The following is a 22,592-nucleotide window of genomic DNA, read 5'->3' on the forward strand; positions in this document are numbered from 1 at the left end:
TTTTGTTAATCTATTCGTTTTTTTTGGAACCAATTAATACTATTCAAAGATAAACTTAATCTTACATTAAAGTAGTTTTCTTTTATTAAGTTATTGTTAGTCGTTCCTCTTTGCCCGTATTCAAATCCAACATTTACGTTTGATAATTGTCTCGGTAATGGCAATCCTAATCCAACATTTATGCCAAAGTCTTTTACTGCAGTAAAATTATCAGTAGTTTTCACTAATAATCCTGTGTCTTCAAAACGTAAACCAGCTCTATAGGTTACTCTATCCCAATAACTTGATATTGAATTAATTTTTGGAATATAATACCCTCCTATTGCAAACTTACTTGAGTCATCGTATTTATGTGATGATCCATTAGCTATAAAAACACTATTACTTCCTAAAGCACTTTGGAATTCTTGGTTAACACCTACATACCATTTATTTTCTTTTCCTAGACCAAAACCATAAGCACTTTTTAAAGGCACATTTATATTTCCGTCTAAAGATCTATTAAATAACTCGTTTCTAGGCATTTCTTGTCCAGAGTTACTAAATGATAATGAGTACATCTTCTCAGATCCTCTAGCAGATAAATCTGTAGTCATTGTGAATGAGACTCCTGTAGATAGTTGTAATTTATTTTTTAATTCTGTTTTATATTGTAATCCTAACTTAAACTGCCCTCCTCTAATATTGAAAGACTCTTCATGTTTGGTTGCTAAAGCTACATTGGCTCTCTGATTTAAAACGCTATTTTCTATGTTTCCAAAAATAAAACTTGCTTCTGCTCCTACAGACAAGCCTTTGTATGCATACATACCAAAACTTGCATATATCTTGTTGGCTCCTCCTTCTCCAGTAAACAAAGTAACATCATCTGCATTAGCATCGTCTAACAAAGAATACCCGACAGATGAAAAAGGTTGTAAACCGACAGATAATCCTGCTTTTTTTCCAATAGGAAATCCTAATGAAATGTATCTTAAACTTGTTGAATTCCCTGTTTGAGAAGCATCTTGCTCTTTAACAGTTAAAAAAGTTAAACTACCTCCCATAGCGTAGGTTGCAGCTCTTAAATCAGCGTTTGACGCTGGATTTGTAAAATTTAGGTGATAATAATCTTTCATTGCAACACCAATACCTCCCATAGAAGCTTGTTCTACTGTTACTGCCTCAAAATTTTCACCTATACCAAAATAAGAATATGGTGAAGCACTGTTTCTTTGTGCTAATATAGCTGACGTAGTTAGTACAAAAACTCCTAATATAAATCTCTTAATCATTCGCTAAATTGTGTATCAAAATAGTATGTAACCCCTCCAAAACAAAATTTGGATGGGCAAATATGACACTTTTTAATTGTTTTGACAAAAAATATGTATCCCCTCCTGTTAAAACTACTGTTAAATCTGGGTATTTTTTTTGATATTGTGCTATAATTCCGTCTATTTCATTAGAAACTCCATTGATTACTCCTGAATGAATTGAACTATTTGTATCAACTCCAATAAAGTTTTCTATTTCACTTGTTTCTAGTAACGGTAATTTAGAAGTAAAAGTATGTAGAGCTTTATATCTCATAGCCATTCCTGGTGAAATAGCACCTCCTAAGTACGCTCCTTCTTTTGTAATAAAATCGTAGGTTATACATGTACCTGCATCTAACACTAATACATTTTTATTTGGAAATGTATTTATTGCTGCTGATGCTAATGCAATTCTATCAACTCCTAATGTTTTTGGCGTTTTATATAAATTTTTAAATGGAACTTTTGTGTTTGAATCCAAAAAAACTGGATTCAAAAGTTCTGCTATTTTTTGTTTTTCTTCTTCTGTTAAATTAGCTACTGAAGATATAATACTATTTGAAATTGAAAATTTTGAAATAATTTTATCTAACTCTGTAATTATATTTTTCTTTTCAAAAACAAATATTTCTTTAACAGTATCTATTTCAAAAACAGCTACTTTAACTCTTGTATTGCCTACATCAATAATTAGGTACATATTTCATTTCTTAGAGCTTGTAAATTTACGGCACATTTTTTTAAAGTTTTTACTTTGTATAATTAAAAAACGATTGTATATTTGCATCCGCTTAACGAAAGTAGCAACTGGTGCCTTAGCTCAGTTGGTAGAGCAAAGGACTGAAAATCCTTGTGTCCCTGGTTCGATTCCTGGAGGCACCACAATAAAACTCGTAGCGCATGTTGCGAGTTTTATTTTAAAGATGTTACTTTTGAAGCTATGACTGGTGCCTTAGCTCAGTTGGTAGAGCAAAGGACTGAAAATCCTTGTGTCCCTGGTTCGATTCCTGGAGGCACCACGATAAAAACCCGAACAAATTTGTTCGGGTTTTTTAGTTTTAAAGCTATGCGATTCTATAGACTAGTGAGTTTCTATAGTTATTTTAACTTAAATTTCATTTCTACTGGCAAATGATCTGATGCTTGTCCGAACTCTTTTAATACAGTTCCATCTATATATTCTATATAATTTTCCGTATAAAAAACATAATCAATACGTTCTACTGGATTTTTTGTGTCAAATGTATTTTCAGGGTTTTCAACAAAAAAGGCTGCATTTCCTACTCCATCCATTGCAAACATTTTTCTAACAATAGCCTCTTTATCTCTTGCTTTTGAATTAAAGTCTCCTAATAAAATGGTTGGATATTCTTTTTTATACTTATTAAAAAGATTCAATACATATTCAAATTGACGTACTCGTGTTGTTTTGTCAAAAGCTTCTAAGTGTAGATTTATAACAACTACTTCTTTTCCTCCTAAAATAACTTTTACCACTTGTACCAATCTATCCAAATACAACGCATCTCTATAAAAAGGGTTGTCAGCTACTCGCTCTAAAACTATACGTTTATAATCTTTTAGCTCGTGTTTACTCAAAATTGATTGACCTGAAACTATTTTACCAAAATGCATGCTTGGTGGCCAATATGGAAACGGCACATAATGTTCATCCCAATTTATACCTCTTGCCACATAATTATAACCTAATTCTGCTAATTTTTCTTCTTGGTTTACTTTATAAGATCTTGCTGCATTATAATCGACTTCTTGAAGAGCAATAATATCTGGATTCACTTTTTTAACCTCTGTAAGCACCTTTCTTAAGTTTGAATCAAATAATTCTTTAGGTTTTGCTATTGCTCTGTTATTTGTCATTCCGCTTAAATAACCAATATTATAAGTTACTATGCTGTAGATTGAATCATTATCAGTCGTATTATTGTAGTCGTGTGTAATAACTTTGGCATATTCTGCTTCATCCATTGTTGGGGACGATGCCCAGAAAAAAAAGATTACAAACAATCCTACAGCTAGTAGTAAAAACCTTAAAACAATTCTAAAAAATGACTTCATAAAAAATTAAAAAAGTGTTAAAAACGATTTCAAATTTAAACTTTTTTAATCTGGAATGGTCTTAGAAGCGTAAATAATTAAAGAACCTTAAAATTTAATAACATGCAGAAATTACTAACAATCTTGATTTTAGCAGTAGGTTTTACTGTTACCACTCAAGCACAAAAGAGCGATAAGGCTAAACATGAAGAATTAAGCACTGAGCAGAAAACTGAACTAGCTGTAAAAAAAATGACGCTACAACTTGATTTAACTGAAGCTCAACAAAAGCAAATTAAGCCTTTAATAGCAAAACAAGTTGCTGAAAAACAAAAAATGTGGGCTAAAAGAAAAGCCATGAAACAAAGCGGTAAAAAGGCTACAGCTGATGAACGTTATGCTATGAAAAGTAAAATGTTAGATAAGCAAATTGCTCATAAAACTGAAATGAAACGTATTTTAAACGAGCAACAATATGAACGTTATGAGAAAATGACTGCAAGAAAAATGAAAAGACATAAAAAGAAAGGTACTCATAAAAAGTTTAAAAAAGGAGAACACCATAAAAAACATCAAGAGGAAAAATAAGCTAAACCTCTTAATAAATTAGTTTTTGATTGAAAAAAAAGCTCGGTTTTGGAAACAGAACCGGGCTTTTTACTTTTCAATTACTCTTTAAACCAACCTGAATATTTAACATAATTATTAGCAATCCTGTCAATTTCTCCTGAAATAAGTTCTTTAGAAATATCTTTTACTTTTTTTGCTGGCACTCCAGCATAAATGCTCCCACTTTCAATATGCGTATTTTTAGTTACAACTGCTCCTGCTGCTATTATAGAATTAGATTCTACTATACAATCATCCATAATAATACTACCCATACCTACCAACACATTGTCGTGAATAGTACATCCATGTACTAAAGCATTGTGACCAATGGAAACATTATTTCCGATAGTAGTTGGTGATTTTTGATAGGTTGCATGTATTACTGCTCCATCTTGTACATTTACTTTATCTCCCATTTTTATATAATGTACATCTCCACGAATTACTGCATTAAACCACACGCTGCATTCTTTCCCCATTTGTACATCACCAACAATAGTTGCGTTTTCAGCAACATAACAATCTTTTGGTATTTGTGGATGTTTTCCTCTTACTGGTTTTATAATTGGCATAAATTTTTATTTAAAATATGATAATAAATTTGCTTTCTTGGATGCTGAAACCATAATCTCTTTTCCGTTTGATAGTATTACGCTTCCTCCTTTTCCTTTTTTATATTTTGAAATTTCGTTTATATTCACTAAAAATGATTTGTGCACCCTCACAAAAGAGTTATCTTTTAAGGCTTCTTCAAAATATTTTAGTGTTTTACTCACTAACTTTTTAGAGTTCTCAAAATATATTTCAGTATAGTTATCATCGGCTTTACAAAATAAAATTTCTTCAATAGCTACTACTTCAAATCCATCTTGTTGCGGAATAGTTATTTTTCCATTTACTTGATGGGTCATTTTTGGGGTTAACACAGCGGTTTCTAACTCATTTTCTTTTTCTTTAATTTCCGTTACAATACTTACTGCCTTAATTAACTCATCTATAGAAATTGGCTTTAACAAATAATAAGTTGCTTGATTGTTTAATGCTTCAATGGCGTAATGATCGTAAGCAGTTACAAAAACTACTTCAAAAGTTTTATTTTCTACTTTTTCTAATAAATCAAAAGCATTACCAAAAGGCATTTCTACATCTAAAAACACCAAGTCTAATTCGTGTTTTTCAATTAATTTTTGTGCTTCTCCAATATTGCTTGCTTCTCCTAACAATTCAACATTAGGACAGTATTTAGTAATATAGTTTCGTAGAATATCTCTACTTATTTGCTCGTCTTCAACTATAATTGCTTTTATTTTCATTGCTAATTTTCGTCTTTTTTTAGTGTCAATTCAACCTTAGTCCCACTTCCGTCCTCAAAAACATTAGAAACCATCACAGATATTTTATCTTGGTACATATCGTTCAGAATAGCAATTCTATTTTTAATTGTGCTCATTCCTTTAGATTTCTGCTTGAGTTGATTCTTCGTCTTCATTTCTATTGATTTCTCCCTTCCTATTCCATCATCTTCTATCAAAATTGTAATAGATTCATTATTTTTAGGAAGCATCGAAATTTGAAGTTTTCCTTTTTCTTTTTTATATCGAAGCCCATGCCAAATAGCATTTTCTATATACGGTTGTAGTAACATTGGTGGAATAGAGTATTGCTCTAGCGGTATACTTTCTTCAATATGGATGTTATAGTCGAACTTATCTTTAAAACGGTTATGTTCTAATTTAACGTACAATTCTAACAACTCAATTTCTTTAGTCAATGGTATAAAATCTTCATCTGAATTTTCTAATACCGAACGCATTAATACTGAAAATTCTGATAAATATCGATTTGCACTTCGTTCATCATTTACTGCTATAAAACTATTTACTGAGTTTAATGCATTGAAAATAAAGTGCGGATTCATTTGTGAACGCATCGACTTTAATGCCAATAAATTGTTTGCTAATTTTTGTTGCTTGTTGGTTCTAAACATAAAATACACCAACAGACTCATCAATAAAAAACCTCCGATTAATGAATAAATAATCCATTTTTGTCGCTTGTTACTTTCCTGAACTAATTGCTGATCTTTATATGCTAAACTGATTTTACTATCTGCTAATTTTTTATCTTTTTCTAAACTCGCTATCCTGTTTTGATTGTCTGAAATTCGCTTACTAAAACGTTTTACTTGCTGAATTTCCTGCTCTTTTCTCGAATACAACGTATCTACCAGCGTTACATAATTTTGATAAGTTTTTAAGGCTTCTGTATAATCTCCTACTGTTGCGTATACTTCTGATAAGCGCTTAGTAGCATCTTTTTGAATGATTAAATCTTTGTTTTTATCAGCATCTGCAATACTCTTTTTTAAATATGGAATTGCTTCTTCATATTCAGATTTTTGCATATATGCATTACCTATTTTATAGTTGATTTTTTGTGAGGTAATTGAATCAACTAACGATTCGTTACTCTCCGCCTCTACAACTATATCATCTGCTTCTTTTAAGCTCTCTTTTCTCAACTGAATTTCTTCGTCGTATCGTTGAGATTTGTTATAAAAATCGGCTACTTTTTGCTGTTCCTTTAACGAACGTTTCTTGTTCTCTTCAGATGCTAATTTTAAAGAATTCTTAAAATATCCATCAGCTTTTTGTGTATTTCCTTGAGCGGCAAAAACTTCTGCTAGTTTAGAATTTAAATCTGTTATTTTAGGAGTGATTAAGTTCTTTTTCGCAATTTCTAATGCTTTTTCATAGTTTGCTTTAGCCTTGTTATAGTTTTTTTGGACTAAATACACGTCTCCTAACCCTTGATATGCAGTTAAACGCAAGTAATTATTTAACACTCCGCTTTGTAAACTTTGCAAATAGTTTTGTTCACTACTACTATAATCTTCAGATAAAAATGCTGCTTTAGCCAATTTCAGACGAATTCTGGGCGAATTCACTTCTTGTAAAGAAATTTGATAATTTTCAACCGCTAAATCGTACTGTTTCCAATAAAAGTACACATCTGCTAATTCTTTGAATACATGTGCTCTTTGGTTTTTATTAGGGTTTGTCAACAACGTTTTTTCAACAAAAGACAAACTTTTATCAATATCTTTCTTTTTATAAAACTCAACTGAGTCTAAATATTGTGAGTATAAACCTACTTGCTTTCTTTTACTATAAGAGCTTAGTTTTGATTTTCTTTTAGATGTAAATCCTTCAACTTCCACCTTTATATCTTCATCATCTTTAATTGTATAAAAAACACGATCAAAATTAGGATGTGACACTTCCAATTGGCTTCCTGCTGTTGCTTTTACAGTATAGTTTCCCGTTATTTCAGAAAACCGGAAAGTTCGTCCGTTTACTTCTACTCTCGCATCTTTAATGGGACGATTTGTTTCCTTACTCACCACTTGAACTTTTACTGAAAATTCTTTCGATAGTTCTTTGCCTACTTGAGAGTATACTTCTGAAAATCTCAGTAAAAGTATAGGGAGTAATAGTATGTAAAAAAGTTTCTTCATTCTTTATTTCTTACTGTAAACATACTCACAAAATACCATACAAAAAAACGGTTAACTCTCTAAAACACTATAAAAAGTAGTTAAAAAATGAGGCTTACTCATTTAACTTATCATTTCCCTAAACAAAATAGCTTGTTCACTCATTCTTGATTTTTTAAGAAAAAAGTTGGGGGTAATTTTGAATAGAAATTAACACCAATCAAACTTTTTACCCAATTAATAACTAAAAACAAAAATTATGAAAACGCACGCATTCAAAGTATTTTTCTTTTGCTTAGTACTACTAACAACAACTACGTTTGCTAATGAAAATCAACGTACAAGAAAAGTAAAAAAACAAACCGTTAAAGTTGCATTATTACTAGATACAAGTAATAGTATGGATGGACTTATCAATCAGGCAAAAGCACAATTATGGGAAATTGTAAACGAACTCTCGTATGCTAAATGTAACGGTACCACACCTAACTTAGAAATAGCTTTGTACGAATATGGAAACTCAATTTTATCTTCTAGAGAAGGTTATATCCGACAAGTTTTACAGTTTACTAGTGATTTAGATGAAATTTCTGAGCATCTTTTTTCTTTGAGTACTAATGGTGGTAGCGAATATTGTGGTCAAGTAATACAAACGTCACTAGACGAATTAGATTGGGGAGCTAATAAACGTGATTTAAAAATGATTTTTATTGCAGGAAATGAACCTTTTACTCAAGGAAAAATTAATTACAGAGATGCTATTACAAATGCTAAAGAAAAAGATGTTATCATAAATACTATTTTTTGTGGTGATTATAACCAAGGTATTACTGGAAGATGGCAAGACGGAGCTATTTATGGCGGTGGTGATTATATGACTATTAATCAAAACAAGCATATTGTACATATTGTAACTCCATATGATAACGATATTATTATTTTAAACAAACGTTTAAATGACACTTACATTCACTATGGTTCTTATGGATATTCTAAATATAGTAATCAAGCTAAACAAGATATGAATGCTGAAAGTTTAGATGAAGCTGTAGTAGTTAAACGTGCCGTAACTAAAAGTTCTAAACTATATAAGAATGCAGAATGGGATTTGGTGGATGCTTCAGAGGAAAAAGAAATTGATTATAGCTCTTTAAAAAAGAAACAACTTCCTAAACAGTTACAAAACAAATCTGCCAAAGAAATTAAAGTGTATGTTGAAAAGAAACGTAAAGAGCGTGCTGAAATTCAGCAAAAAATTCAAGAGTTAAATAAAAAAAGAAAGTCTTATGTAGCAAAAAAACAACGCGAAAGTTCTAAAAAAAATGAATTAGAAAGTGTTATGATTAAGGCTATCAAAAAACAAGCAAAAAAGAAAAATTACTCTTGGTAGTTTTGATTGGGGTTTGGTTAAGTTGAAGCGGAGTTTTACTCCGCTTTTTTATGTCGTCATTCCTACCAACGAGAGGAATCTCATTCAAAGAAACAGTAAATATTTTTTATAAACAGAATCAAAGCCCTTCAGATTTCTCACTTCCGTTACATTACAGTTCGAAATGACATTTCGTTTATTTTACTAGCAAATCTTGACCAATACTAATATTATTGTCACTTAGCCCATTTACTTCTTTTAATCGTTGTACCGAAATATTATATCGTCTCGATATAGAATACAACGTATCTCCTTTTTGAACTTTATGAGAACTTGTTTTATAAGTTGGTGTTTTTGCTGCTAGAGAACCATCTCGTCTTACTCTATCATATTTATCTAGATTGTACTTTCTAATAATAGATATTAATTTTTGAGGATATTTTTTGTCCGTTGCATATCCTGCTCTTTTTAACCCATAAGCCCAACCTTTGTAATCTGTATGTCTCAACCTGAATAAGCTTGCATACCTTTTACGAGTTAATAAAAACTGAGAGTGATCTTCATACGATGTTTCTGGATATTTATATTTTCTAAAACATTCTCCTTTTTCATCATCATCGTGAGTTACACTATGCCCTTGCCAACCTCTATGACATTTAATTCCAAAATGATTGTTTGATCTAAGAGCTAATGCACTTCTACCACTTCCTGATTCTAATACTCCTTGTGCTAAGGTGATACTAGCAGGAATACCATGTTCGTGCATTTTCTTAACCGCAATTGGCGCAAATTTTTGAATATATGCTTCGGTATGATTTGTAGTAGTTGATATTGGTTTTTGTATTTGCTCTAACTGTGGTAACTCAGGCATTTTTTCTTCTCTAGGTTCTAAAACCACCTCATTTGGTGTACTTTTCACTACATTTTTACCTGATCCACAACTTGTCAATATTACAGCACACACTGCTAAAAAAACTACCTTTATTCTCATTAAACCTTTATTAACTCTTGATTTTTATTCTTTAATTTTTGATTTACTCCTGCTATTCCTTGTAAACCTCCTGTATGAATTGCCAGTATTTTACTGTTTTTCGGAAATGTGTCTTTTGCCACTAAATCTAATATTCCAAATAACATTTTTCCTGTATAAATAGGATCTAGTAAAATACCAGTTTGCTCTTTAAATTCATTTATAAAACGGATTAACTCCTCTGTATATTTTCCGTAGCCTCCAAAATGATACTCATTTTGCAAACTCCAATACTCATTCTTGTTAATAAAAGATTTGATTTCATCTACTAAAAAATCACCTTTTAATGCAGGAAACCCTATTATTTTTTGATGTTTTTTAGCTGAATTTATCAATCCTGAAATTGTTCCGCCAGTACCTACTGCACAACAAATATAATCGAATTTTTCATCTTCATTTGTTAAAATCTCTTCACAGCCTTGTACCGCTAATGCATTCGTTCCTCCTTCTGGAACCAAATAAAAATTACCAAACTCATTTTTTAACTCATTGATGAATTCTTCGGAAGTTTTGTTTCGGTAGGTTTCTCTTGTAACAAACTTAAACTGCATACCATTCTCATATGCATTTCTCAAAGTTTCATTTTGAGAAAGGGTCTTAACTAAGTCTTTACCTAGTTCATCTCCTCTAATAATTCCAATAGTTTTAAACCCTGCTATTTTCCCTGCGGATGCAGTAGCTGCAATATGGTTTGAAAAAGCACCTCCAAAAGTTAACAAGGTGTCTTTCTCTTGTCGTTTTGCCTCTTCAATATTGTATTTGAGTTTCCTAAATTTATTTCCCGAAACAAACGGATGAATGGTATCTTCCCGTTTTACAAAAAGTTCAACTCCTTTTGTTTTTAAAATAGGTAAATGAATTTGTTCATTCTCTGGTATGGAAATTTCTAGTTGAAACAGCATTTTAAAAAGTTATCAACGCAAAAATAAGCCTTTAATCTATTTCTAGCTTATATCCTACTCCATGAATGTTGGTTATTTTTATAGAAGTATCGTCTTTTAACTTTTTACGAAGTTTAGAGATATACGTATCTAAACTTCTTCCAACTACTACACCGTTATCTTCCCAAACTCTTTTGGTTAACTCTTCACGTTTTATAATTTCGTTAGGTTTACTGATAAGAATTTCTAACAACTCACATTCTTTTTTAGATAAACTAATTTCTACAGCTTGTTTTACTAACTTGTTTTGCTCTGGGTAAAACTCAAAAATTCCTAAGTTTACTACATTCGTTAGGTTATTAGTTGTCGCTGTTTTATTTTTCCTCTTTTTTTGAAACACAAAACCTACAAGTACAGCTATTAAAAACAGTAATCCATAAAAAATAAACTGATTATTATTTGACGTGCTTATTTTAAGAAATTGAACTTCTATAAAATAACAGTTAGTAGGCAACGCCCTTCCTTTACAAGGGATTATTGCTTTTTCTTCTTTTTTCTGCATTTCGTAGCTATACACTACTTCCTCATCATCACAATTTTTAACCTCTAGAATGTAATTTGATGGAAAACTTGACTTTTTAAAACTCCTATTCACTAAAGTTACCAAACCATCTGGTTCAATCTTCAAATTGTTTTGAAAACTTAGCTTAAAGGTTGATTCACTCAACTGTTGTACAGGTAAAACTAATGAGGTAGTATCTGCATTACTTAGCAATAACTGGTGTCCTACATTTCGAAGTGAAACTTTTACGCGTTCTGAAAGATTTTCATTGGTTGTACACGAAGTAAACAAGATTATTACAGTAAATAGGGATAATCCTATTTTGGATATTATTAAATTAAAGTTCTTACTCATACTATCTACAAATATCCTACTTTTCAATTGCTTTAAACAAGAGTTGACATTTCTTTTACACTTTTTTGACATTTTTTATCTCTCGTCATTGCGACCAGAGGGAAAACACTTACTGTCATTTCGACTGCAAGGAGAAATCTCATTAATAAAAGTAACTCACAACCTTAAGATTTCTCAGTAGCTCATAAAATCGCTTATTCGAAATGACAAATAAAAACGTCATTCCGACCAGAGGGAGGAATCTCATTAAAAAGAGTTACATAGATTGTTTAGATTTCTCCCTTCGCTCGAAATGACATTATTTTACTATATTGAAACTCGAAAATTGAAATGAATAAAATTGCTGAAATCTTATTTTTATCATCTGTGAAAATCGGGATAACAATACTTTTAGTTCTTTTATGACATGTTGTGTATAATTCAGTAATTCTCAAAATAAAAAAAATAATTTAAAATGCCATTTGACTTAGACGAAAAATATATTAGAGAGACTGAATCAGAATTAAACGTAAAATTCCCGTCTGAATTTAAAAACCGAATGATTAAATTAAATGGAGGCGAATTAGTTACAGACGAATTTGAATTTGAACTATATCCTTTTTTTGACAAATCTGACCGAAAAAGAATAAGTCGGACTTGTAATCACATTGCACTCGAAACAAAAAACGCTCGTGAATGGAATGGATTTCCTAAAAATGGAATTGTTATCGGGTTCGACGGATTTGGAAATCTAATAATCTTGACTCATAGTGGAAACGGAATTTTGACTGACGAAATTCACTTTTGGAACCATGAAATCGGACAAGTAGAAAAAATAGCGGAATCTATAACTGAATTGGATGGATAAAAACTATGCACAACAAAGTGTATTAAAAGATCAGTTAACTCCATTATTAATAGAAAGCAACGAAATTACAATTGAATGATAGCATTTGCTAAATTAGGTGCTTAAAACACTAAAAAACTTTATTGATAATATCTAAAACTATGGAAGATTTTTGTTGGAGATGTGGAACTCCCCTAATATTTTTATTAAACTCAAATAATATTCTTTCGAGCGAGTGTAAAAAATGTGGTCAAGGATATTGAAAATTGAAAGGTAAATCTTTAATTGAAAGTAGACTAGACTCTTCTTTCTCCCACCCTCTATATCATATAATTTTTGAAAAAGAAAAAGTATCTCAAGAAAAAGTTAATCGAATTGCTTTGGCTTTTGCTCAACACGACAAAAGGTATCTTGAAATATTTATTAAAGATATAGAAGATGAATTAACTACACCTAAACGGAAACTAACTGATTTCCATAATTTATATGGGACTGAGGAAATAGCTAGAGATTATCTTTGTCGATTATCTAAAGAAATCAAATACTTACTGGAACAGAAAATAAAATAACTACTTATAACAATCCAAAAAAACATTGCTTTGGTTTTCTTACTTAGAATATATTCAAATTAAGTATATAAGTAAATCACCTTCTAAAACCCAGCAACCTGCTCCTCTACTTGCTCCCATTCTTCCATCAGTTCGTCTACTTTTGCTTTTTTAGCTTTGTAGTTTTCAAAGAAATTAGGACGTGAAGACACTTCATCATAGTTTTGAGCTAACTCTAAATCTATTCTTTCTATTTCAGCTTCTAAACCTGCGATTTGTGTTTCAATTTTATTCAGCCTGTTTTTTAACTTTTTAAGTTCCTTTTCTTGTTCTTTAGATAGTTGATAGGCTTCTTTTTTAGACGTATCTTTTTCTGCCTTTACTACAGTTTTTTTCTCAGCATCACGCAAACTTTCCATTTTGTGTTGTTCTAAGAAATAATCAATATCACCTAAATATTCTTTTATTTCTCGGTCTTTAAATCCGTAAACCGTAGTGGTTAATCCTTGTAAGAAATCACGGTCGTGAGATACTACGATTAAGGTTCCGTCAAAGTTTTGTAGGGCTTTTTTTAGTACATTTTTAGAAGCAATATCTAAGTGGTTGGTAGGCTCATCCATTATCAACACATTGAATGGTGATAGCAATAACTTACACAATGCCAAACGATTTCGTTCACCTCCTGAAAGTACTTTCGCTTTTTTATCTACTGCTTCTCCACCAAACAAAAACGAACCTAACATATCTCGCACACGCATTCTATTGCTATCGGTAGCAGCATCCTCCATGATTTCCAATACAGTCTTTTCAGGTGGTAATTCTTCAGATTGATTCTGAGCAAAATATCCTATTTCTACATTATGTCCTAGCTTTAAGTTTCCTTCAAACGGAATTTCTCCTACCATCATTTTAGCTAAGGTAGATTTCCCTTGTCCGTTTTGACCTACAAAAGCAATTCTACTATTACGCTCAATCAATAAATTAACATCCTTCAACACTTCTTTTTCGCCGTAACTCTTAGATAGGTTTTCAGCTTCTACAATAATTTTACCTGGCTCTTTCGAAATAGCAAAACGAACATTCATTACCGCGTTATCGTCCTGATCTACTTCAATACGTTCAACTTTCTCTAGCTTTTTAATGAGGGATTGTGCCATGGAAGCTTTACTTGCCTTTGCACGGAATTTCTCAATTAACTTTTCAGTATGTTCTATTTCTTTTTGTTGATTTTTCTGTGTCTGCAACTGCTTTTCTTTAATTTCAGCTCGCAGTTTTAAAAACTCAGAATACGGCTTTTTATAATCGTAAATCTGTCCTAAAGAAATTTCTATAGTTCGGTTGGTTACGTTATCCAAAAACATTTTATCGTGCGATACTAGTACAATGGCTCCTGCATAATTTTTTAAGAAGTTCTCTAACCAAATAATAGATTCAATATCTAAGTGGTTAGTAGGCTCATCGAGTAATAAAATATCGTTGTTTTGTAAAAGTAGTTTTGCTAACTCAATACGCATACGCCAACCTCCAGAGAAAGTATCAGTCAACTTATTAAAATCTTCTCGTTGAAATCCTAATCCTTGTAAAATCTTTTCGGTTTCTCCTTGATAGTTGTATCCTCCTAATAATTCGTAACGTTCAGTTTTTTCGTTTAAATCTATAATTAGCTGATTATATGCTTCACTTTCATAATCAGTTCTTTCAGCTAATTGCCTATTTATCTCATCTAACTCTAACTCAATTTCTTTAATTTCAGTAAATGCTTGATAGGCTTCTTCTAAAATAGTTCTTCCGTGTACAAAATCAATATCCTGACGTAAAAAACCAATACGTACATCTTTATCAAACGCTAAGGTTCCTCCACTACTCTCTATATCTTTAGAAAGCACTTTTAATAAAGTAGATTTTCCAGCTCCATTTTTACCTATTAATCCTATTCTGTCTCCTTTAATTAATTTAAAGGTGATTCCTGAGAACAAGTCTGTTCCCATAAATGAAACTGATACGTCGTGTACGTTTAACATATTTTTAGAAAATTACTTTGATTTTGTAACTAGAGTTACAAACAAGAGTTTTATTTTTGTTGAAATTTGTGCAAACTTACAAAAAGCAAATAGTTAATTGAACTTAATACCCAGAAGAAATGTTTGGAAAAGGGAGTAAATTATATAGTATTTTCAACAGTAAATGCCCTCGTTGTCATGAAGGTGAGTTTTTTAAATACAAACTTAACTTCAATCCTAAAAAAGTCACTACTTTGCACGAAAACTGCCCAAAATGCAACTTAAAATACATGATGGAACCTTCTTTTTTCTTTGGTGCCATGTATGTAAATTATGCTCTTGCTGTGGCTCTTTTTGTTGCTATTTTTATTATTGCTAAAGTTTTTATTGGCTTATCTATTTTACATAGTTTTATAGCTATTATAGTTATTTCTTTAATTTTAACTCCTATTACTCTAAGACTTTCTAGAATTATTTGGATTAATATTTTTGTGAGTTATAAAAAAGACGCTAAAGAATTACAGTCAGAAAAATAAACTATTTTAGGAATAAGCTTTTAGCTTCTGGTTCCTTAAAAGTATAACAATATAAAAAGGTTCGCTATTCAGCGAACCTTTTTATATTTATTTCTTTGTCTAGTTCTTCGTTGTTTTCAAGATGGTTATACAAGTTTTCAGCAACAGTTGGTGCAATCATTACACCTCTTGTTCCTAAACCGTTTAAAACGGCTAATTTTGGGTATTCTGGATGTTTTCCTACTAAGGGTCTTCTATCTTTTACTGTAGGTCGAATTCCCGCTGATTGTTCTATAACGGTATATGGAACTGATATTATTTTTTGTAGTTTTTCTTCAAGTTCCTTTCTACCTTCTTTTGTTGGAACAGATGTTTTGTCCGTCCAATTAAAAGTGGCTCCTACTTTGTAAGTATCATTACCTAATGGCATTACAAAAACACTTCCTTTTAATAAGAAATCTATTTGCAGTTCAGGAGCATGAATTGTTATGGTTTCTCCTTTGGTTCCATTTAGAGGCAAATAATTAAAAAATGGATTTTTCTTCAAACCAAAACCCTCGCTAAACACAACTCTTTTTGCTGTGATATTATCATAACTAACTTTATCTTCCTGAATGTTTAGTTTTGAATAGTCAAAAGCTTGTTCTACGAGACTTTTTAACGACTTGATATATTCTTTATAGGATCTCACTAACAAAGGCGTGTTGATTCTTCCTGTACCCTTTAGTTCTCCAAAACCATAATCTCCTATAATTCCTTTGATTTTTTCTTTTGAAATCTTTGGATTCATGTAGTAAGACAACATCGGTTTATCCGAGGCTATGAACCAATTGTTTTCATCTCCTACACTAGTGAATACTTTTTTAGTGGTAAATTTATAATCTAAGGTAAGTTGTAACTTCTTTTCTAATTTTTGATAAAAAGGGATTGCTTTTTCTAATTGCTCATGCCCATTCCAAACAGGTGTAAATCGTTTTAAAATTACAGGATTATATACTCCTCCAGCAACTACAGAAGAAACTTGTGAGTTGTTTTCAAAAACTATAAAGCTTTTATTATTTTTAATTAATTGTTCTACAAAAGCTATTCCTGATAAGCCTAAACCTACAATGATATAATCTACCTCTTTATTCATAGTTCAAAAGTACTATTATTACAACAAAAAAGAGCTTGCAATGCAAGCTCTTTTTTGTTTATATAGAAAGGAATATTAATAATTCCACATATCCATTTCTCTATTACGGATACCTTCTTTAATTCTATTAGCTTCTAACAACTGGAATAAAGAATTTCCACGAACATAATCAGAAATAGCTCTATCTCCATAAATGTTCTCTTCCTTCAAAATAGTTGAGTTAAAGCGTCTTGCATTTAACAAGTTATCATAAGAAAGTGGTTGCGCTGAATTTTCAGGATTGAATACTTTTGATTCGTGCAACGTTTGTCTAGCAGCTGGGAAAAACACCCAAAATAACTCATAAACATTTTCGCTGTCATCAATTTCTTCTACTCCCATAACCTGTACATCTGGTCCCATAGGTGCTAATGCTAATAAACGATACTTTAATTCACCTTGACGCTTGTCAAAATACCAAATACCTTTTAACATGTATCCTTTGATATCTTCAGACTTAACATAGTAAGGATCTACATAGTCTCCATTCTGACGTTCATTAAACGTCATCATTTTAACCTCATCCATTCCTATTTTTGTAGTGAAGTAAGAATCATTATAAACCTCAGTAATTTCACCATTTTTAATACCTTTTAAAAGGGTATCAAATAAAGAACGTCTTGTTAACCCAGCATTCATAGTATCAATTGGGTAGTAATAAGGTAGATTAATTTTTTGGTTTAAATCTACATACTCCCACACCACTTTAGACCACAACACATCTCTATCACTAATATAGCCATAAGGAAGTGGTTTGTCATCTTCTGAAGCGATTTGAGCTTCAGATTTAAATCCAATTTCATCTACCTTTTTAGCATTTAAAAGGTTAGCTTGTGCACTTGCAAGACCTGTTGTCGCAAATGCGAATAAAACCATATAAAAACGCTTCCAATTCATACTTTCTTGTTTTTACTTATTAATTTGTAATTTCAATACTAACAGGCAATACCTTTTTAATTCTATAGTTAGAACCTGATACTGATGCTTTAATATCAAAAATAGTAATTACATCATTTCTTCTTGCCTTATTAATCGCTGCTTTAGCTCTGCTTGTCATAGATCTTCCTGTAATTGGAATAGCTACTTGTCCAGGCACCTTTATTTTAAAACTAGAAACATTAAGTTTTAAATCGAATAAGAAATCAGGTAAACCTGCAGCTACACTTACTCTACCAACACTTGCTTTAGGCATTTTTACAGTACCATATTGACCTCTTACCATACCTACAGCTGGTGGTATATCTTTAATTCTAAATTTCTTAACAGAACGTACACCTTTTGATGCTCCTGTTGGGGTTCCAGTAACTACAATGTTTACTTCACTACCTTTCCCTGGGTTCATTACATATTTATCTCCTTTAACTCTTCTTAAACCAGGTGCTTTTGCAGATATTTTGTTTCCAGGAACACCAGGAATAGAAATTGTCATTGGGTTAGATAAACCACGATATACTACATTCATTTTATCCGCAGCTACTAAAGCTTCATTTGGTCTAGGGATTACGGCATAAGCTCCTTTGATATCTATCTTTACAATAGAATCTCCTTCTTTGAATTGGAACTCACCTTTTAACTCCTTATCTCCAACATTTCCAGCTGGACCGTCTAAAATAACTTGTCCTGCTTGAATTTTTTCTTGCTCAACTTCTTTATCGTTAATAATAACTTTCTCTGCAGTTAAGTTAGGGTCTTTTTTACCTAATACAATTCTACCTGATAAGTTTTCTCCTGGATAATAAGCGCTCTTATCAAAAACAACCATTGCTTCATACTTGGTCATAGATACCGCACTTTGTAACTCTCCTTGTAATAAAGCTGTTAAAGCATCAGATTCAGTCGCTTTAATATCTGCTTGGATTTGAGTTAACTTAGTTAAAGATGCAATCAAAGGAAATCCTTCAAAATGATATTTTAACCAGTCGATTTTCTTACCGTCTTTATTTTCTACTTTGTCAGTATTAAAACGAGCAGCTATAACACCTGCTACTTCTGTACCTTCTAAAGCAGTTACTGCATCATTTCTGAAAGCATCTATCTTAGCAACAAATTCTTGTCCTTTTTTTGATATTTTACCTCCTTTAAAGAATAACTCATCTAAAAACTTAGACTTATCCATTGTTTCATATGCTTGTTTGTCTTCTAAATCACCAGTCATTTGGCTCTTTAAATCTCCTACATAAGCATATAATTCATCTGCAGCTACTTTTAACTTATCAGTTTTCTCTTTAGCTTCACCATACTGTTTAGCTTGTTCTGCTGCTTTTTGTGCTAACGTTTCGTAAGCTGTTTTATTTTTCTCAGTAGCCTTTTCGTTTGCTACTGTTAACTTTTCATTCATTAATCCAAAGGCTGATAATACCTCTTTACTCATGTTCATTGCTAACATTGCAATAAACACTAAGTACATAAGGTTAATCATCTTCTGCCTTGGTGATAGTTGTCCTCCTGCCATATTAATTAGTTTCTTTAGTTAATAAATTAGATAAACTAATTAATTATTTATTAGACATTGCTGTTAACATTCCACCGTAAACTCCATTTAATGAAGATAAGTTTGTTGCTAACGACTGCATTTGCTCTTGTAAACGTTGAGAGTTTTCAACCATAGCAGAATTTAAATCAGCTTGCTTACTAGCATTTTCTACTTGTGTTTGATATAAACTGTTTAAAGACTCCATTTGAGCTGCTGCTCTAGACATTTGCTCATTGTAGCTATTAGTTGCTGAAATTGACTGAGAAGCTGAAGCTAATGGCTCTACTGCTCCTTGGAAGTTTTTGATGCTATCTCCTAAACGAGATACTAATTGAGCATCTAATTTAGCTTCGCTTAAGATATTATCTAATTTTTGAGATAACATACTTTGCGCTTCTTCTGGAGATGCTTCTTTTCCTTTTTTACTTCCTAATGATTGACCATCTGCTAACTCTGGGTATACTTTTGTCCAATCTAAATCGTCTTCAACTGCTTCAAACGCTGACAACGCGAAAACTGCTGCTTCAACAATCATACCTACCATTAATACTTCATTTCCAAAAGGCCAGTGTAAAATTTTAAATAATGCTCCAATGATAACTACTGCGGCTCCTAAACCGTAAGCCATATTGAACATTTTCTTCGTTGATTTTGATTGTGCCATAATTCTTGATTTTTAAATTTTGGGGATTAATATTTATTCTTGTTTTCTTGTTAATTACTTTTATTAGTACCTAAATAATCTTGTACTGTTCTAAATCCGATATAACTTCTTGCTGTATCTGCATATTCCCAGTCACGAGAACTTACTTCTAAGAAGTATGCTACATCTTTCCAAGATCCTCCACGGATAATCTTTCTTCTATTTTCTTTAATCTCTACGTTAGGGTTCATTGTAGATCCCATATAGTAAGACATTTGGTTATAAGCTGTATTTGTCCATTCAGAAACATTACCTGCCATATTAAACAGTCCGTACTCATTAGGGTTATATGACATAGCTTCAACTGTATATAAAGCACCATCTGCGGCATAATCACCACGAACTGGTTTAAAGTTAGCTAAGAAACACCCTCTATCACTTGTTGTACTTGGTCCACCCCAAGGATATTTACCATAATCTAGACCTCCACGAGCAGCATATTCCCACTCAGCTTCTGTTGGTAATCTAAATGCTGGAACTAAACCTAATTTTTTTCTTGATCGTTGGAAATTATTCTTTGTTTGAGTTCTCCAGTGACAAAAAGCTTTAGCTTGATTCCAAGTAACTCCAACTACAGGGTAGTTTTCGTATGCTTTATGTCCAAAATACTCTTGGTGCATTGGATCATTATATGAATAATTAAAATCTTTAATCCATACGGTAGTATCTGGGTATACATTAATAACCTCGTCTCTTAAAAAGTCTTTTCTATTCTTACCTGTTCTTGCTGCAGCTTCATTATCGAACCAGTAATATCTATAGTTTAATAACTTTGTATTAAACGTTCTAATTCCATTTAAGGCTTCATCTTTTTTGATATATAAAGAGTCCATTACTTCTACATAATCTGCATCAGGATAGTCTTGAGAGTCCCAAATCAGTTCCTCTTCCCAATTCAATGGTTTTAATGAATCCAGCCCTTCTCCTAACTCGTAGTAATTTTCACGCATGTATTTTTCATACGGAGTCTCATTTACTGTGTCTTTTGATGCAAAAGCATATAATTGAATTCCTTGTGCGTTTTTACCTGTATTGGCTGCATCATCTCCACCTAAAGAAGCAAACTCTGCTTGATAAGCTAACTTGGTTCTTGTAATAGAATCTCTTACCCAATGAACAAATGCCTTGTACTCACTATTCGTTATCTCTGTTTCATCCATATAAAATGGCTGTACAGTAACAGTTTTTGTTGGAGCATTCATTGCTCCCATAGGGTCTTCATCTTGTTTACCCATTGTGAAAGATCCTCCTGGGATTTTAGCCATACCATATGGTTTCTCTGCAAACCATTTTCTTTTAGACTTTACTCCTACCAATTCTCCTCTATCTCCACTTGAACCACAAGAGTAGATGATAGATGCTAACAATGCAAGTACTGTTATTTTTTTCATATTATATCTTTCTTATAAAAGAGGCGTAAACCTATTATTTTTTTTATTAAAAAACAATTACGAGTTATTATTTTTTACAGAACATACAACTTTCTCCTAAACAAGCTTTTGCAATGCTTTATACCACCTCTCTGGTGTTTTTTGCTGCAACGCTTGTTCATAATCTCGATAGTTACATGGTATTAACGCATGTCTTTTGTGTTTATTATTCGATATTAAATTTATTTCCATCCACCAACGACCACTTTTATCACTTTTATAAAAGTTTATTGGGTCGTCGTCATTCAAAAGTACCGTGAATTTTTGGTAACTTTCTTTTGTTGCATATGGGTAATCTTTAGCTCTTGAATTCACTCCTTCTATGAAATACCAAATTACTTGAGCTATTAAATTTGCTGTTTGACTATTTGAATCTAACTTACTGTTGTACTCGTATATCCCAAAAGATGTTACTTTATCACTAATTCCTGCATAACGTGCAATAGCACATATCTCCTCTCCATAAAACCCATTAGGTGAGGCATTTTGATTAGCAGGAGCTTCACTTTGTCGAACACTACCTACATCTATACTTACAACATCTGCATCACGCATTATAGGCTCAACCAACGTCACATCTTTCACCTGTCCTAACCTGTAAGCATCAAAATACAATTTATCTAGTAAATTAATTTCTTCTTGTGAGTTAAAGTATGTTTGATAACCAATATTACTAAAATTAAATAAATTGTTTGGTTCTTCCATAACAATTCTACTCACATATGATCTTGAACTTAGCTCTTCTTCTATAGTACCTAAGTCAAATCGGCTATCTACAGTCACTAAATTAACTGTTTGCTCTAACTCATCATAAGCTCTATAATTCGCGTAAGTTAAATCTTGCCCTCCACCAATTATTACTGGAAGTATGTTTTTTTTCAGTAAAGATGCTACTGATGATTTAACCGCAAAATAGGTATCTTCTAAAGTATTACCTTTTTCTATATTTCCTAAGTCTGCTATATGTGTGTACCAATTCCCAGGAAACAGTTGATACAAGTGCTTACGAATTTCATGTAGTTCTTTACCACTACCAAAATTATCTACTGCACCTCTGTCATCTTTGACCCCTAAAATAGCTATAGAAACTTCTGTTAGGTCTGGAAAACCATCCTGAACAGTATGAAGTTGAATATTTCTTCCTAACGTGGAAGATGACTGTAAAGCCACATGAGTAGCCACAGTATCTTCAATAGGTGTAAAGAAGTCTATATTCATTATTAAGGGGGAATTTAAGTGTCGCAATATACTAAACTATTTTTTTTC

At 31.8% G+C, this 22,592-nt stretch carries 21 protein-coding genes and 2 tRNA genes; 7 read left to right on the plus strand and 16 right to left on the minus strand.

Annotated features, from left to right (window positions below; genetic code table 11):
• Positions 1-5 precede the first annotated feature (5 nt).
• A complete protein-coding gene (locus C8N27_RS02210; protein WP_121146112.1) occupies positions 6-1,274 on the minus strand; it encodes a BamG family beta-barrel-assembly machinery protein in 1,269 nt (422 codons plus the stop codon).
• Positions 1,267-1,998 carry a type III pantothenate kinase gene (locus C8N27_RS02215; RefSeq protein WP_121146113.1) on the minus strand — a complete coding sequence of 244 codons (732 nt, stop codon included), beginning with the start codon at positions 1,996-1,998 and terminating at the stop codon, positions 1,267-1,269. The genes C8N27_RS02210 and C8N27_RS02215 overlap by 8 nt, the downstream gene beginning before the upstream one ends.
• Positions 1,999-2,107: 109 nt before the next feature.
• Between C8N27_RS02215 and C8N27_RS02220 the strand changes: the two genes are divergently transcribed.
• Together C8N27_RS02220 and C8N27_RS02225 are read left to right on the plus strand one after the other, a co-directional pair.
• A tRNA-Phe gene (locus C8N27_RS02220) sits at positions 2,108-2,180 on the plus strand.
• A 64-nt stretch (positions 2,181-2,244) separates the two neighbouring features.
• Positions 2,245-2,317, plus strand: a tRNA-Phe gene (locus tag C8N27_RS02225).
• Positions 2,318-2,396: 79 nt separating this feature from the next.
• Here C8N27_RS02225 and C8N27_RS02230 read toward each other — a convergent pair.
• The gene (locus C8N27_RS02230) at positions 2,397-3,374 is read right to left on the minus strand and encodes an endonuclease/exonuclease/phosphatase family protein (RefSeq protein WP_099215914.1); all 978 of its coding nucleotides are present in this window, start codon (positions 3,372-3,374) and stop codon (positions 2,397-2,399) included.
• Positions 3,375-3,476: 102 nt separating this feature from the next.
• On the opposite strand from C8N27_RS02230, the gene C8N27_RS02235 reads away from it, so the two are divergent.
• A complete protein-coding gene (locus C8N27_RS02235) occupies positions 3,477-3,941 on the plus strand; it encodes a Spy/CpxP family protein refolding chaperone (protein ID WP_176550591.1) in 465 nt (154 codons plus the stop codon).
• Between the two features lie 80 nt (positions 3,942-4,021).
• Here the strand turns inward: C8N27_RS02235 and C8N27_RS02240 are convergent, their stop codons facing one another.
• Genes C8N27_RS02240 through C8N27_RS02250 form a run of 3 tightly spaced genes read right to left on the minus strand, consistent with a single transcriptional unit; the run spans position 4,022 to position 7,482 of the window.
• Positions 4,022-4,537, minus strand: a complete 516-nt coding sequence (locus C8N27_RS02240) for a gamma carbonic anhydrase family protein (RefSeq protein WP_099215913.1) — start codon at positions 4,535-4,537, stop codon at positions 4,022-4,024.
• Positions 4,538-4,543: 6 nt separating this feature from the next.
• A complete protein-coding gene (locus C8N27_RS02245; protein WP_121146114.1) occupies positions 4,544-5,278 on the minus strand; it encodes a LytR/AlgR family response regulator transcription factor in 735 nt (244 codons plus the stop codon).
• A 2-nt stretch (positions 5,279-5,280) separates the two neighbouring features.
• A complete protein-coding gene (locus C8N27_RS02250; protein WP_121146115.1) occupies positions 5,281-7,482 on the minus strand; it encodes a tetratricopeptide repeat-containing sensor histidine kinase in 2,202 nt (733 codons plus the stop codon).
• 238 nt (positions 7,483-7,720) lie between these two features.
• On the opposite strand from C8N27_RS02250, the gene C8N27_RS02255 reads away from it, so the two are divergent.
• Positions 7,721-8,851, plus strand: a complete 1,131-nt coding sequence (locus C8N27_RS02255; protein WP_121146116.1) for a vWA domain-containing protein — start codon at positions 7,721-7,723, stop codon at positions 8,849-8,851.
• 175 nt (positions 8,852-9,026) lie between these two features.
• On the opposite strand, the gene C8N27_RS02260 is transcribed toward C8N27_RS02255, so the two are convergent.
• Genes C8N27_RS02260 through C8N27_RS02270 form a run of 3 tightly spaced genes read right to left on the minus strand, consistent with a single transcriptional unit; the run spans position 9,027 to position 11,657 of the window.
• On the minus strand, positions 9,027-9,821 hold the full coding sequence (locus C8N27_RS02260; RefSeq protein WP_121146117.1) for a glucosaminidase domain-containing protein: 795 nt from the start codon (positions 9,819-9,821) through the stop codon (positions 9,027-9,029).
• Positions 9,821-10,762, minus strand: coding sequence for a 1-aminocyclopropane-1-carboxylate deaminase/D-cysteine desulfhydrase (locus C8N27_RS02265; RefSeq protein WP_121146118.1), 942 nt, complete (start codon positions 10,760-10,762; stop codon positions 9,821-9,823). The genes C8N27_RS02260 and C8N27_RS02265 overlap by 1 nt, the downstream gene beginning before the upstream one ends.
• Positions 10,763-10,793: 31 nt before the next feature.
• Positions 10,794-11,657, minus strand: a complete 864-nt coding sequence (locus C8N27_RS02270; RefSeq protein ID WP_121146119.1) for a winged helix-turn-helix domain-containing protein — start codon at positions 11,655-11,657, stop codon at positions 10,794-10,796.
• Between the two features lie 454 nt (positions 11,658-12,111).
• On the opposite strand from C8N27_RS02270, the gene C8N27_RS02275 reads away from it, so the two are divergent.
• Entirely contained in the window at positions 12,112-12,504 is a 393-nt protein-coding gene (locus tag C8N27_RS02275) for an SMI1/KNR4 family protein (RefSeq protein ID WP_121146120.1), read from the plus strand.
• A 245-nt stretch (positions 12,505-12,749) separates the two neighbouring features.
• Entirely contained in the window at positions 12,750-13,052 is a 303-nt protein-coding gene (locus tag C8N27_RS02280; RefSeq protein WP_121146121.1) for a hypothetical protein, read from the plus strand.
• Positions 13,053-13,135: 83 nt separating this feature from the next.
• Here C8N27_RS02280 and C8N27_RS02285 read toward each other — a convergent pair whose 3' ends face one another.
• Complete coding sequence (locus C8N27_RS02285) at positions 13,136-15,052, minus strand: ABC-F family ATP-binding cassette domain-containing protein (RefSeq protein ID WP_121146122.1); 1,917 nt, start codon at positions 15,050-15,052, stop codon at positions 13,136-13,138.
• 119 nt (positions 15,053-15,171) lie between these two features.
• Between C8N27_RS02285 and C8N27_RS02290 the strand changes: the two genes are divergently transcribed.
• Positions 15,172-15,567, plus strand: coding sequence for a DUF983 domain-containing protein (locus C8N27_RS02290; RefSeq protein ID WP_121146123.1), 396 nt, complete (start codon positions 15,172-15,174; stop codon positions 15,565-15,567).
• A 64-nt stretch (positions 15,568-15,631) separates the two neighbouring features.
• Here C8N27_RS02290 and C8N27_RS02295 read toward each other — a convergent pair whose 3' ends face one another.
• From C8N27_RS02295 to C8N27_RS02320, 6 genes are all read right to left on the minus strand, one after another.
• Complete coding sequence (locus C8N27_RS02295; RefSeq protein WP_121146124.1) at positions 15,632-16,681, minus strand: NAD(P)/FAD-dependent oxidoreductase; 1,050 nt, start codon at positions 16,679-16,681, stop codon at positions 15,632-15,634.
• 75 nt (positions 16,682-16,756) lie between these two features.
• On the minus strand, positions 16,757-17,617 hold the full coding sequence (porN, locus tag C8N27_RS02300; RefSeq protein ID WP_099215902.1) for a type IX secretion system ring subunit PorN/GldN: 861 nt from the start codon (positions 17,615-17,617) through the stop codon (positions 16,757-16,759).
• A gap of 19 nt (positions 17,618-17,636) precedes the next feature.
• Positions 17,637-19,172, minus strand: coding sequence for a type IX secretion system motor protein PorM/GldM (gene porM / locus C8N27_RS02305; RefSeq protein WP_121146125.1), 1,536 nt, complete (start codon positions 19,170-19,172; stop codon positions 17,637-17,639).
• A 43-nt stretch (positions 19,173-19,215) separates the two neighbouring features.
• Complete coding sequence (gene porL, locus C8N27_RS02310; protein ID WP_099215900.1) at positions 19,216-19,857, minus strand: type IX secretion system motor protein PorL/GldL; 642 nt, start codon at positions 19,855-19,857, stop codon at positions 19,216-19,218.
• 50 nt (positions 19,858-19,907) lie between these two features.
• Positions 19,908-21,287, minus strand: a complete 1,380-nt coding sequence (porK, locus tag C8N27_RS02315) for a T9SS ring complex lipoprotein PorK/GldK (protein ID WP_099215899.1) — start codon at positions 21,285-21,287, stop codon at positions 19,908-19,910.
• Between the two features lie 96 nt (positions 21,288-21,383).
• The gene (locus C8N27_RS02320; protein WP_121146126.1) at positions 21,384-22,544 is read right to left on the minus strand and encodes a formimidoylglutamase; all 1,161 of its coding nucleotides are present in this window, start codon (positions 22,542-22,544) and stop codon (positions 21,384-21,386) included.
• Positions 22,545-22,592: the final 48 nt, after the last annotated feature.

Origin of the sequence: Tenacibaculum discolor (genome assembly GCF_003664185.1) — a bacterium.
In the GTDB taxonomy this organism is placed as follows: domain Bacteria; phylum Bacteroidota; class Bacteroidia; order Flavobacteriales; family Flavobacteriaceae; genus Polaribacter; species Polaribacter discolor.

Coding starts and splice junctions, on each gene's coding strand:
- C8N27_RS02210 (WP_121146112.1), bottom strand. CDS start 1,274: ATGATTAAGAGATTTATATTAGGAGTTTTTGTACTAACTACGTCAGCT.
- C8N27_RS02215 (WP_121146113.1), bottom strand. CDS start 1,998: ATGTACCTAATTATTGATGTAGGCAATACAAGAGTTAAAGTAGCTGTT.
- C8N27_RS02230 (WP_099215914.1), bottom strand. CDS start 3,374: ATGAAGTCATTTTTTAGAATTGTTTTAAGGTTTTTACTACTAGCTGTA.
- C8N27_RS02235 (WP_176550591.1), top strand. CDS start 3,477: ATGCAGAAATTACTAACAATCTTGATTTTAGCAGTAGGTTTTACTGTT.
- C8N27_RS02240 (WP_099215913.1), bottom strand. CDS start 4,537: ATGCCAATTATAAAACCAGTAAGAGGAAAACATCCACAAATACCAAAA.
- C8N27_RS02245 (WP_121146114.1), bottom strand. CDS start 5,278: ATGAAAATAAAAGCAATTATAGTTGAAGACGAGCAAATAAGTAGAGAT.
- C8N27_RS02250 (WP_121146115.1), bottom strand. CDS start 7,482: ATGAAGAAACTTTTTTACATACTATTACTCCCTATACTTTTACTGAGA.
- C8N27_RS02255 (WP_121146116.1), top strand. CDS start 7,721: ATGAAAACGCACGCATTCAAAGTATTTTTCTTTTGCTTAGTACTACTA.
- C8N27_RS02260 (WP_121146117.1), bottom strand. CDS start 9,821: ATGAGAATAAAGGTAGTTTTTTTAGCAGTGTGTGCTGTAATATTGACA.
- C8N27_RS02265 (WP_121146118.1), bottom strand. CDS start 10,762: ATGCTGTTTCAACTAGAAATTTCCATACCAGAGAATGAACAAATTCAT.
- C8N27_RS02270 (WP_121146119.1), bottom strand. CDS start 11,657: ATGAGTAAGAACTTTAATTTAATAATATCCAAAATAGGATTATCCCTA.
- C8N27_RS02275 (WP_121146120.1), top strand. CDS start 12,112: ATGCCATTTGACTTAGACGAAAAATATATTAGAGAGACTGAATCAGAA.
- C8N27_RS02285 (WP_121146122.1), bottom strand. CDS start 15,052: ATGTTAAACGTACACGACGTATCAGTTTCATTTATGGGAACAGACTTG.
- C8N27_RS02290 (WP_121146123.1), top strand. CDS start 15,172: ATGTTTGGAAAAGGGAGTAAATTATATAGTATTTTCAACAGTAAATGC.
- C8N27_RS02295 (WP_121146124.1), bottom strand. CDS start 16,681: ATGAATAAAGAGGTAGATTATATCATTGTAGGTTTAGGCTTATCAGGA.
- porN (WP_099215902.1), bottom strand. CDS start 17,617: ATGAATTGGAAGCGTTTTTATATGGTTTTATTCGCATTTGCGACAACA.
- porM (WP_121146125.1), bottom strand. CDS start 19,172: ATGGCAGGAGGACAACTATCACCAAGGCAGAAGATGATTAACCTTATG.
- porL (WP_099215900.1), bottom strand. CDS start 19,857: ATGGCACAATCAAAATCAACGAAGAAAATGTTCAATATGGCTTACGGT.
- porK (WP_099215899.1), bottom strand. CDS start 21,287: ATGAAAAAAATAACAGTACTTGCATTGTTAGCATCTATCATCTACTCT.
- C8N27_RS02320 (WP_121146126.1), bottom strand. CDS start 22,544: ATGAATATAGACTTCTTTACACCTATTGAAGATACTGTGGCTACTCAT.